The sequence below is a fragment of the Streptomyces echinatus genome, from assembly GCF_014203595.1.
Taxonomy (GTDB): Bacteria; Actinomycetota; Actinomycetes; order Streptomycetales; family Streptomycetaceae; genus Streptomyces; species Streptomyces echinatus.
In genome coordinates this window covers 1-11,359 of record NZ_JACHJK010000026.1, presented here as the reverse complement: position 1 = coordinate 11,359, position 11,359 = coordinate 1, and the positions used below count along the sequence as shown (strand labels likewise).

General features: G+C 71.0%; 9 protein-coding genes and 2 pseudogenes. 7 read left to right on the top strand and 4 right to left on the bottom strand.

Annotated elements, in window-relative coordinates; all coding sequences use genetic code 11:
- Nucleotides 1–10: 10 nt before the first annotated feature.
- Nucleotides 11–946, bottom strand: a complete 936-nt coding sequence (locus tag FHS34_RS39285; RefSeq protein ID WP_184974855.1) for a hypothetical protein — start codon at nt 944–946, stop codon at nt 11–13.
- Between the two features lie 488 nt (nt 947–1,434).
- Nucleotides 1,435–3,372 carry an acyl-CoA dehydrogenase family protein gene (locus tag FHS34_RS39280; RefSeq protein ID WP_184974852.1) on the bottom strand — a complete coding sequence of 646 codons (1,938 nt, stop codon included), beginning with the start codon at nt 3,370–3,372 and terminating at the stop codon, nt 1,435–1,437.
- 480 nt (nt 3,373–3,852) lie between these two features.
- Here FHS34_RS39280 and FHS34_RS39275 point away from each other — a divergent pair, with 480 nt between their 5' ends.
- The 5 genes and pseudogenes from FHS34_RS39275 to FHS34_RS39255 all read left to right on the top strand — a co-directional run.
- On the top strand, nt 3,853–4,563 hold the full coding sequence (locus FHS34_RS39275) for a ScbR family autoregulator-binding transcription factor (protein ID WP_184974849.1): 711 nt from the start codon (nt 3,853–3,855) through the stop codon (nt 4,561–4,563).
- Nucleotides 4,564–4,714: 151 nt separating this feature from the next.
- Nucleotides 4,715–5,947 (top strand): cytochrome P450 family protein, encoded by a 1,233-nt coding sequence (locus FHS34_RS39270; RefSeq protein ID WP_184974846.1) that lies wholly within the window; start codon nt 4,715–4,717, stop codon nt 5,945–5,947.
- Between the two features lie 674 nt (nt 5,948–6,621).
- A complete protein-coding gene (locus FHS34_RS39265; protein WP_184974843.1) occupies nt 6,622–7,302 on the top strand; it encodes a ScbR family autoregulator-binding transcription factor in 681 nt (226 codons plus the stop codon).
- Between the two features lie 428 nt (nt 7,303–7,730).
- The gene (locus FHS34_RS39260) at nt 7,731–8,360 is read left to right on the top strand and encodes a ScbR family autoregulator-binding transcription factor (RefSeq protein WP_184974840.1); all 630 of its coding nucleotides are present in this window, start codon (nt 7,731–7,733) and stop codon (nt 8,358–8,360) included.
- A gap of 498 nt (nt 8,361–8,858) precedes the next feature.
- A pseudogene (locus FHS34_RS39255) lies at nt 8,859–9,554 on the top strand (helix-turn-helix domain-containing protein); the annotation flags it as partial.
- A 198-nt stretch (nt 9,555–9,752) separates the two neighbouring features.
- Here the strand turns inward: FHS34_RS39255 and FHS34_RS39250 are convergent.
- Complete coding sequence (locus FHS34_RS39250) at nt 9,753–9,923, bottom strand: hydrophobic protein (RefSeq protein WP_184974837.1); 171 nt, start codon at nt 9,921–9,923, stop codon at nt 9,753–9,755.
- Between the two features lie 246 nt (nt 9,924–10,169).
- On the opposite strand from FHS34_RS39250, the gene FHS34_RS39245 reads away from it, so the two are divergent.
- Together FHS34_RS39245 and FHS34_RS39240 are read left to right on the top strand one after the other, a co-directional pair.
- On the top strand, nt 10,170–10,343 hold the full coding sequence (locus tag FHS34_RS39245) for a CsbD family protein (RefSeq protein ID WP_184974834.1): 174 nt from the start codon (nt 10,170–10,172) through the stop codon (nt 10,341–10,343).
- A gap of 140 nt (nt 10,344–10,483) precedes the next feature.
- A pseudogene (locus tag FHS34_RS39240) lies at nt 10,484–10,783 on the top strand (zinc ribbon domain-containing protein); the annotation flags it as partial.
- 408 nt (nt 10,784–11,191) lie between these two features.
- Here FHS34_RS39240 and FHS34_RS39235 read toward each other — a convergent pair.
- Nucleotides 11,192–11,359: transglycosylase SLT domain-containing protein (locus FHS34_RS39235; protein ID WP_184972983.1), on the bottom strand; the 168-nt coding region annotated here is incomplete at its 5' end.

The window sequence follows — 11,359 nt, the reverse complement described above, 5'->3', positions numbered from 1 at the left end:
GTGCAAGAGTTCAGCTTCCCTGCATCGATCGAATGTCCGCGCGCACCTGGACCGGCTGTCGGGAGCCGCATTCGTGCTGCCCGAAGGAGGCGTTTCCACAAGCCGTGGACGGGATCACCTTGTTGTAGATCGACCCGAGGCACAGCTCCTGGAAGTCCCCGGTGTCCGGTGACAGGCGTGCGGCCAGCTGCGCCTTGGCGATGTCGACGGTCTTGAGCGCACCGTCGTCGTCCACGACCTCCACGCATGCGTGCGGCAGGTCGAGGGCGCCGCCGAGCACGCCGCAGAACCAGCCCCGCTTCGCCTCGGCCCGGTACCCGGCCGACCGGAACCGCTCGGCGAGCAGCAGGCTGGCGGCGATGCAGCTCGTCGCGCCCAGCGCGTGCACCAGCTCGTAGTCGGCCTGCATCGCGACGGGGATCATCTGCCAGCGGTAGCCGGAGTCGAGGTAGTCGCGGGTCAGGCGGCGCAGCTGGGCGGAGAGCAGGGGGGTCCGGGCGCCGAGCGTGGTGACCTTCGCCTGGTAGTGGGCCGACCCCGTGCTCGCCTGCGGTGCCTGTCCGCCGGCGACCCGCCCGCCGAAGCGGGCGGCGTCGGGCGCGGCGAAACGCCAGGGCGCCTCCCCCTCGCACGCGACGCAGTCCAGTGTGACCTTGAAGTCCCAGGTCTTCTCGCGCAGCAGATCGTCGACCGGGCGGCCGGCGAAGCGGAACAGCATGCGGAACGCGAGCTCCGGCTGTGTGTTTCCCCTGCCCGAGTACATGCCGAGGTTGTAGAGGTCGTTCACGTCGAAGTGGCGCACTCCCGACCGGACTTCGAACGGCAGGCCCGCATCGGCGAGCCTGTCGATGTCCGCCGGGCCGCACCTCAGCATTTCCTGCGCCGTCGATTCGGGCTGGGTCTTGTGGGAATACTCGGCGGGTACGAACTCGATGGATTCCGCCACCTCTTCCCAGGGTGCATGGGGGGTGACTGTTTGACGCAGCACAGCCTGTTCCTCCAAGAAAGGGATTTGGCCGACGACTCGGCACCCGTCACTGCCACAATGCCAGGGCAACGTAACTGCCTCGACGCTATCCGCCGGAGGTTGCCTCTCGGAATAGTTTTTCCGCATGCACCCTCATGCGTTTCGCATAAGGCCCGGAGGCATCAATACGGGCGTCGCCTCACGGCGGGCCGTCGCGGGAACTCGGAGACGCCGGGACGAGGTGCGGTGCACCTTCCCATTTCTTTACCCGATTGAGGGTTCGGTGACCGGACCGCTGCCGTGGCCGTCCGGGCGGACGGGGGGCCGGTGCGGGTCGTTGCCGCACCGGCCATTTCGGGCCGGGCGGGAGGAAAGGTCTGCCGAGCGGATCCGGTCCGTGTGCCGCGAGGCCCCCGCCCGGTCCGGGCGGGGGCCTCGCGGCACACGGAGCGGGGCGTCGGGCGCTGTCACTCGCCCCGGTGGGCGTAAGCGGCCAGGTCGATGCCGGCGCCGTTCGCTATGGGTATGGCGTCGAGGAACTGGTCGGGCAGGTCGAAGCCGTCGACGAGGGTGGTCATGTGGGGGGCGAGGTCGTCGAGCAGCGAGTCGGTCAGGAGCGGCAGTTCGCGGATGTGGTCGGCGCTGATGTGGCCGGCGGCGAGGAGGTCGCCGGTGTGGGCGCCGAGCTGGTCGAGCAGGAAGAGGGTGCACAGCTGCTGGAGCAGGTGGCGGGCCCGGGGCCCGGCAGCCTGCTCCACCGCTTCGATGAACGCCTCGGCGGCGCGCAGGGCGGCGTGGACGGAGACCATTTCCAGCGCCGCCGAGGAGGCCTTGTTCCAGCGGGCGACCGAGCCGCCGGTGCGGTCGCGGCGCAGGGCGGCCTTGGCGCGGGTCTTCCAGATCGCTTCGGCCCGGGCGAGCAGCGCACGCAGGAAGGAGAGGTCGGTCAGCTCACCGGTGCCGGCTGCCCCCAAGGGCGAGGGGGTGGTGTCCTGGTGGCCGAGCAGGAGTTCCGCCGCGGCTTTGGTCCAGATCACGAGGTTGTCGCCCTCGGCGGTGACGGTCCCCTCGATGTACGGGGCGTAGTCGGAAAGGCCGTTGACCGCGAACAGGCCCTGGGCGCCGCAGCGTTCGCGGCACTCCGCGGCGATGGCGCGGGCCTGCCAGGTGATCCAGCCCTTGGCGATGGCCACCTGGCGTTCGGCTTCGGCCTGGTTCTCGGCGGTGTGGCGGGCCCAGCCGGAGAGCACCGAACGGTGCAGGAAGGTCATGGCGTAGGCGGTGGCCGTGGACCTCAGCAGGCGGCTGTGGTGGGTGCGGTGGGTGTTGACGGGAATACGTTCGCCGGCCTTCGGCCCGGTGACGTGACGGTGCTGGCCGTAGCGGACGGCGATGTTCACCGCTGCCCGCGAGGCGCCGACGGCGGCGCCGCTCATGCACAGCTTTCCGACGGTGACCCGGCCGATGGAGTGCAGGAAGCGTTTGCGGCGGCTGCCGAAGGTGCTGGTCAGGGTGGCGTCGTGACCGAGTCGGCCGTGCTCTGCCGCGAGCAGGGCCTCGCGCGGCAGCCGGACGTGGTGGAAGGCGGTCAGGCAGTGGTCCACGGGGGCGCCGGCCCGGAAGGGCAACTCACGTACCTCGACGCCCGGCAGCAGGCCGCGTTCGTCGCTCAGGGGGGTCAGGAACAGGAAAACGCCCTGGTCCTCGCCGTCGACCAGGAGACGGGCGGCGACCGTCGCGGTCTTGGGTCCGCCGGTGGTGCTGGTGTTGGGCATGAACTTCCGGGCGCCGGGGTGCGGGGTGTGGAGGATGAATCCACCGCTCTCGCGGTCGAACTCGGCGGTGGTCTCCAGGCTGGCGCTGTCGTTGCCGTGGTCGACCTCGGTGCACAGGAACGTTCCGATGCGGCGCATGGACGTGAACTCGGAGAGGTCCCGGCGCTCGTCGGGGTCGTGGTCCAGGAGGCTGCCGAGGAACAGGTTGTAGTGGATGCTCGCCACCGTGCACAGGCTTCCGCCGCCGTCCACGATCGCGGCCCACTCGTGGAGGTTCGCCAGCACGCTCGGGTCCCGGGCGAGGCTCTCGGCGTTCTCGACGGTGTCGTTCACCAGCCGCAGCCACGTGTAGGCCTGGGCCGCCTGTTCCGCGGCGGAGCGGCCGGGGCGGTGACGGAACGTCTGCCGGCTGATCAGCCGACGCCATATGCCGTGGTTCTTCTCCCGCTCGTCGCCGCTGCCGAAGAGCAGCCGGGCCAGTTCACGGGCCGACTGCGGGTCCGTCGCCGCCGGTCCGGCGGCCGTCACGTGGTCGACGGCGCCCGCCCGGTGCGACCGGGAACCGTCCGTGGGAGGGCTTGCACGGTCGGGTGCGGCAGGCCCGCCGACGTGGGTTGCCAGAACGGTCATGTCGTATCCCCCGTCATTGCAGATCCATGGTCTGGGATGTGCAGACCAAAAAGTACGGGCCGATCGGTTTGCATCTCAAGTAAAGAAGAGTAAAGCGCTCTTCGGCCGTCGGCCGCTCGCCCGTCGGGTCCGGCCCGGCGGGCGGAGGGGCATGCGGACCTCCAGGCGGGCACGGTGCTGCTCGGCAGCCTTGCCCGGCGGTGTTTCAGCGCCTCTCCCCGGACCCGCCGATGACGTCAACTAGCCCAGCAGCCAGCGGTTTTGAGAGCAGGCGGGCCGGCCGGCCAGGACCGGAGCCCATCGCGCCGGGCGCCTCCTGCCCGCCAGGGGGCGGTGCACCACCCGCGTCGGCAGGTGCACGATACGGCCGGCGACAGCATCGCTGACCGACCGCCGGCGGACGGAAGAGCAGTGTGGCAAAAACGAACCCGTTGGTTTACTTTGGTTCTCGGAGCGCTGGGGGAACGACGGGAGTGTGTGGTGGCGCTGCAGGAACGGGCCGTCCGGACGAGGCGCGCCATCCTCGTCGCGGCAGCCTCGGTCTTCGCCGAAGTGGGCTTCGAGGCAGCGACCATCTCCGAGATCCTGCACCGGGCCGACGCGACCAAGGGATCCCTGTACTTCCACTTCACCTCGAAGGCCGAGCTGGCCCAGGCGGTCCTGGCCGACCAGCTCGCCGCGGTCCCGGCTCCGCCCCCGCAGGAGCTGATGCTCCAGCAGGGGGTGGACGAGGCGTTCCTGCTGGCCCATCTGCTCCACCTGGGAGATCCGGTGGCCCAGGGCAGCATCCGGCTGACGGTCGATCAGGGCGGCCTGCACGACGTCCTGGACCGGCGGGTGCCGATGAGCCAGTGGATCGGGCACAACACCCGGATGCTCGGCAGGGCCAGGGAGCACGGCGAACTGCTGCCGCACGTCGACGTGGCGGCCACGGCACGGATGTTCGTCGGTGCGTTCACCGGTGTCCAGGTCCTGTCCCAGGTGATGACCCAGCATGGGGACCTTCCCGAACGGGTGACGGACCTGCAGCGCCACCTGATGGCGGGCGTCGCGGTCCCGGCGGTGCTCGTGCAGCTCGACATGGCTGCGGATCGGGGAGCCCGGGTGTACGAGGCGGCGCTGAGACTGCGCGACCAGGGCGGGACCTGCGAGGAGATCCCGGCCGTCGGAGAGGCTCGCGCGGCCGGGTGACGGCCGGCCGTGCGAACGGTGCGGCGGAGCACGACGGCCCTGTCAGGTGGATGCGGGCGGGGCCGGACACCCTCGAAGGAGGGCCGGGGGCCACGCCCCCTGGGCAAGGCGCAACACGGCGTATGCACTGACCACCAGGGGAGAGACGACTATGAAGACGACTGGCTGCCCTTACGTCCTGGATGTGACCGGGCGCGACCTGGCCGCGGAGGGGGCGATGCTGCGGGCGCAGGGCCCTGCCGTCCCGGTGGAACTGCCGGGAGGTGTCACCGCGTGGGCCGTGGTCGGACAGCGGCACGTCGAGCGGTTGCTGACCGACCCGCTGGTGTCCAGGGACGCCCGGCAGCACTGGCCGGCATTCATCGAGGGGAGGATAACCGAGGAGTGGCCACTGTACCCGTGGGTGGCGAACGAGAACATGCTGATCGCCTACGGCAGGAGCCACTCCCGGCTGCGCCGGCTGGTCGCGGGGGCGTTCACCGTGCGGCGTACCGAGAGGCTGCGCCCCCGGGTCTCGGAGATCATCGCGGAACTCCTCGACCGGCTCGCCGCCCTTCCGGCCGGAACGCCGGTCGAGCTGCGGACGGCCTTCGCCGAACTGCTGCCCATGCGGGTCATCTGCGAACTGTTCGGCGTGCCGCAGGGCGAGGCCACGGACACGCTGTGCGCCGCGCTGCACAAGGTCTTCGGCACCACCATTCCCGGCCAGGAGATAGAGGCGGCACGGCTGCAGGCGTACCTGCTGCTCGCGGAGCTGGTGAAGACCAAACGGGCCGAGCCCGGGGACGACTTGACCTCGTCACTGATCGAGGCGCGCGACCAGGGTGACCGGCTGAGCGAGGAGGAACTGCTCGGCACCCTCTTCCTCATGATCGCCGGCGGGCAGGACACCACCGCCGCGCTGATCACCAACGCCATGGGTGCGCTGCTGACCCACCCCGACCAGCTGGAGCACGTACGCGCGGGACGGGCGAGCTGGCAGGACGTGTCCGACGAGGCCATGCGCGTCCACACGCCGGGTGCCTACTCGCCCATGCGGTTCGCCGTGGAGGACATCGACCTGGACGGCGTGGTGATCCGCAAGGGCGACCCGATCCTGGTCTCGTTCGCGGCAGCGGGCCTGGATCCCGAACGCCACGGCCCGGACGCCGGCCGCTTCGACGTCCTGCGCAAGGACCGTGACCTCCTCGGGTTCGGGCACGGGGCGCACCGCTGCATGGGGGTGCCGCTCGCCGAGGCGGAGGCGACCACGGCCTTCGCCGCTCTGTTCGAACGCTTCCCCCGCATGCGGCTGGCCTGCTCACCGGACGAGCTGGAGCCCATGGAGAGCTTCCTGATGAACTCCTACCGTGAGCTGCCGGTGATCCTGTCCCCTGCGGCCTGACGCCGCCGCCCCGGGAACGGGACTGCGCCGCCGGGGGCCCGGCGGCGCAGTCCCGTTCGCCGTCGGGTCGGGGCCGCTTCACCGGCCGTCGGCGCACGGGCGATCGCCGACGGAGGACGGAAGTGGGTGTGCGGTCTTTTTGCCGAGTGAGCGGACGGGTCTTGCGAGACTGAACGGAAATGCCTCGGAAACAGACGGCGCCCAGCGAACTGATATACCTTCACCGGACGTGCGGGACAGCGGTGTTGTGTCCCCCGCCGTCCCCGCGAGCGGCAGCCTTCTTCCAGCCGCCGGCCCCGACCGCCCCTTGACCGAAGCTATAGGGTGATGGCCCCCGGACGTCGGCGCCGCACCTGCCCCCCGGCCTCCGCCCGGGCCCTCCTCCTCGTCGGCGCCGGGCCCCGCCGGGGCGGCCCACCAGAGGTTCTCCGGCTCAGCGACACCGCTCCCGCGCGCGCGGGACGAGGGCGAAAGAGGCCCGGGAAACCGATTCGCTGGTTTTCCGCTTTACCCCTGCTTTTAGCTCGGCCGGGCGGTCAACGCCCCCTGGATCCCCGCACATCGCCTCGCCGGGACACCCAGCACCCCCCGTCAGCAACCCCTCTTTGGGAGCATTGCCGGTGCTAGCATACGAACCCTACGGTTTTTTTTCGGGGGTGCGGAGGTGGTGTGACGTGGCGAAGCAGGAGCGGGCCATAAGAACGCGGGAGAAGATCCTCGTCGCAGCGGCCGAGGTCTTCGCCGAAGTCGGGTACGACGCGGCCACCATCGCCGAGGTCCTCAAGCGCTCCGAGGTGACCAAGGGAGCCCTCTACTTCCACTTCTCGTCCAAGGACGATCTCGCCCAGGCCGTGCTGGCGGAACAGCTCTCCTCACTGCCCCAAGTGCCGCCGCAGGAACTGGTGCTGCAGGAAGGCCTGGACGAATCGCTGATGCTCGCCTACCTGCTGGGCAAGGGCGATCCGATGGTGCGCGGCGGCATACGGCTCACCGTCGACCAGGGAACGTCGCAGGACGTCCTGGACCGGGCCGCGTCGATGCAGAACTGGATCGACCACAACGCGGAGATCCTGGAGCGCGCCAAGCAGGGCGGGGAGTTGCTCCCCCACGTCGACGTCGCGGCGGCCGCGAAGATATTCGTCGCCGCCTTCACGGGCGTCCAGATCCTCTCGAAGATCATGACCGGACACACGGACATGACCGAGCGCATGACGGACGTCCAGAAGCACCTGATGGCGACCCTCGCGGCGCCGGGAGTGCTCGTACGGCTCGACTTCGGGCCGGACCGGGGGGCCCGGGTGTACGAGGCCGCCATGAAGCAGCATCACACGGCGGCGGAGCCCGCTTCGGCCTGAGCGGCACGCCCCGGGCGGTTCCGCCGGCGGGGGGCCGGGGTCCGCGGAGAAGTCCCGGGTCCGGCACGACGCGCCCACCGCCGCCCGAGGGCTTCCACCCCCGAGCAGGAGCCGGCAACGCCCTTTCCGCGCTCCTCGCGCCTTTCCCGGCCGGGCGGTTGGCCGTGGACTGATCCGTAGCGCTCCGCGGAAGGAGCACTGCGGCCGCCTCCGCAGCCTCGCCACGCTTTCCAAGTCGGCTGTTGCCGCACCTCAGTTGTATGTTCGTATAACTCAGCCCCTGGAAACCAGCATTACGGTTTGTTATTATGCACCGGCTGGCAGGGCTGCCGCGATCCGTGCCCCGGCCGGAGATACCAGCGGCCGTGCGGGAGTGGGACCCACCGGCTCAGTCCGCCCCGCTGCCTCTGCCTCACCGGAGCCCTCAGATGGCCACACAGGAACGCGCGGTCCGTACGCGCAACACCTTGATCGAGTCCGCCGCCGAGTTGTTCGACCGGGACGGATACGACGTGGCCACACTCTCCACGATCAGCGCGCGGGCCGGGGTGAGCAGCGGTGCGCTGCACTTCCACTTCACCAGCAAGGCGACACTCGCCGACGCGGTGGGGCAGGCGGCTGCACTGCGGCTGGAGGTGATCACCCGGCAGGAGGCCGGCGGCGCCCTGCAGATGCTGATCGACGCCACCCACGCCCTGGTGTGGCACCTGAACCACGACGTGGTGCTGCGCGCCGGGTTCGGCCTGAACGACCGCCTGGAGCACGTACGCGACGGCGCCGGCCTGCGTGCCAAGTGGCAGGCATGGGTGGAGCACGCTTTCGTGCGGGCCGACAGGGAGGGCGCTCTGGCGCCGGGGCCGCTGGCCCGGGACGCGGCGACGGCCGTGGTCGCGTTCACCTCGGGCCTCGGGATCCTGGGCCGCCAGGACGCGTGGTGGCGCTCGCACGCCCCGCTGACCCGGTTCTGGCGGCTGCTGCTGCCGGCGCTCGCCGAGTCCTCCTGCCTCGACGCCCTGGTCGCGTCCGGGACCAAGTCCCTGACGCCCGTGGCGCCTTGAGGGCCGGCTTATGCCGCCGGGGCGTGCGATGGGCGGGGCCGGGTGACGCCACAGAGGGAGCCGAGAGGGGTGGCCATAAACCAGGACGGCGGTATAGTTTTTTCCGTGCAGGCGCTCTCACAGGTGCGCCTGCTTCACCCCTCAGGCCTCTCCCCCCGGTCCTTGAGGGGTGGTTGGAGTTCCCGTGGCCGCGCCGACCTCCCCCGGGGTGCGGCCACGGAACGACTCCCATGCCAGGGGCCGGCCGCACCAGGACCCCGGCCGTTCGACGCCGTCGCCTTTGCAGCGCACCGCTGACCGGCACGGTGCGGGCGACCTGTGCTCGCTGCGGGAGGCGCCGTACCTCACGGGCCGCACGCGGGCCGCACGCCGGAACGTCTCGGCTCCCTCGGTCAGGCTTGCTCTGCAGTGCGTTGCCGGCCGGCCGGCCTCAGCGGGCCGTCGCGAAGTCCTGCGTCCAGGAGTGGCTCGTCCCCAAGACGCCGACGCCGATCTCCTGTGGCCTCCCTGTGCACGGGCGCGTTCGTGCTGGCCGCGGCGAGCCTGCTGGACGGCCGGCGCGCGACCACGCACTGGGCGCACACGGGGGAACTGGCGCGGCGTCATCCGCGGGTGACGGTGGACCCGGACGTCCTGTACGTGGACGAGGGCAGCGTGCTCACCTCGGCCGGCAAGGCCGCCGCGATGGATCTGTGTCTGCACCTCGTTCGCCTCGACCACGGTTCGTCGGTCGCCAACACGCTCGCCCGCCGCCTGGTGGTGCCGCCCCATCGCGACGGCGGCCAGGCCCAGTTCGTGACCACCCCGGTCCCCGCTCCCGGCAACCATCCGCTCGCCGAGCTCCTGCCGTGGGTGATGCGGCGACTGGACCGGCCGCTGACCGTGGAGGACCTGGCCCGCCGGGCGGGGATGAGTTCGCGCCATCTGGGCCGCCACTTCAGGTCGGTGACCGGTACCACTGCGCTGCAGTGGCTGCTCGCCCAGCGCATCCGCCGCGCACAGGAGTTGCTGGAGGCGACCGACGACACCGTCGACACCATCGCGGCCGCCACCGGCATGGGCACCGCCACGACACTGCGCCGGCACTTCAACCGCACGGTCGGTGTGCCGCCGGACGCCTACCGGCGCACCTTCCGCTCGCGGCCCCGTCCCGGCCCGGACGGCGAGGCGGGCGCACCGGCCTCGCAGAGATAGGAGGCGCAGGGTTCCACTGCGGCTTCCGCGGGGCCGGTGCAGGGCACACCTACCCCCTGGGGCGCCCGATACGCCCGATCCATCCCTGCCGTCCGGGAGAGGAGAGGTGCGGGCGCACGCGTGGGGCCCGGCCGTCCCTGACCGGGCCCCACGTCAACCACCGCCGCCCGCAGCATTCCTGGCGCTACGGGCGTGCGCCTACCAGCGGTACCAGCGGCCCCTGCGGCCTGCACCGTCCGCGGACCGGACGACGAAGCCCAGCAGCCACACGGCCAGCACGATCACCGCGATCCACCACAGTGCCTTCAGCGCGAAGCCCGCGCCGAAGAGGACCAGAGCCAGAAGAAGAACCAGAAGCAGGGGAACCATCGTTATCAACCTCCTGGCCACCGAATGCCCTTACCTCGCCCCTACAAGCTCATAAAACATAAGTTATTTCCACGGGATGAAGGGCATGCGTGCCGCCCACGATTCCCGCTCCCGGGGCATCCGATGCACCGCGGCCGTGCGACGCCGGTCACTCAACGCACATCTGTGCCCCTGGGTTTACGGGCGCTGTGCGGGGTCATGCGCACCACCGGCACCTCATACCGCGAACCGAGGAGGGTGAGCAGCATGTCCGCCAGTGAGAAGGCCCGGGCCAAGGCCGAGCAGGCCGTCGGCAAGGCCGCCCAGGCGGCCGGACGCGCCACCGGCAACGAGAAGCTGATCGCCAAGGGCCGCGCGGCCGAGGCCGCGGGCGACGCCCGCGAGGCCAAGGAGTCACTCAAGGACACCGGCCGGCACTGACCGCCGCCCCCTGCGGCACCCGCACGTGAGGGGCGAACGGACCGTCCCCCCCGGGGGCATGGCGCGGGGGGGGCGGCCGTCCCGGCAGGTGACCGATGTGAAGCCTCTGGTCCGAGCGGACACGGTACTGGCACCGTCTCGAACTCGCCCTCACAGGCGCCGCCCGCCACACGGGCACAACCATGGTGAAGGTCAACCCCGCGTACACGTCGCAACGGTGCTCCGCCTGCGGCTTCGTCTCGGAAGGAAACCGCGAGAGCCAAGCGGCCTTTCGGTGCAAAGCTGAAGGCTGCGGACACCGCGCCCACGCCGACGTGAACGCGGCCATCAACGTCAAAAACGCGGCAGGGCATGCCGTGTCAGCCTGTGGAGACCTCGGCATCAGCCGGTCCGTGAAGCAGGAACCCGCAGGCCGGGCGACCGGCCGAACCCCCTCATAGGGCAATCCCCCTCCTTCAAGGAGGGGAGGAAGGCAAGGCGGATCCGGAGGGCAACAGGTTCATGGTGGTGCTCGATCCCGATCACGCCGCATGACGTTCTCCGGCGCGGAGGCGGCGGCGCGAGCCTGCTGGAGGGGGGCCGTACCTCCTCGCGCGGCCGGCGTGCCCGCGCCCTTCCGCTCCGCCCCCGGGCGCCCTTGGCCGCGACGACGCCGGCGCCCTCCCCCTACGACGACGTCGGCCTCCCAGATCCGGTTGCGGTCTGGGAGGCCGACGTCGCGCGAGCACCGATGTGGCCTACGCGTCCGGGCGGTCCGGGCCTTCGCCGCACTGCGGGCGTTGCTCGCCGTGGGGGGCGCCGGGTGGACGTCGCGGCATGGCCCGGGGTGGGCCGAGTGTGGGGGTGGCTCAGTAGGCGGAGTTGACGTTGTCGATGGAGCCGTAGCGGTGCGCGGCGTAGTTGGCGGCGGCGGTGATGTTGGCGACCGGGTCGGTGATGCTGTGGGCGGTGCCGTTGACGTGGTAGGCGTTGAAGGTGGGGTCGATCACCTGCAGCAGGCCCTTGGAGGGGATGCC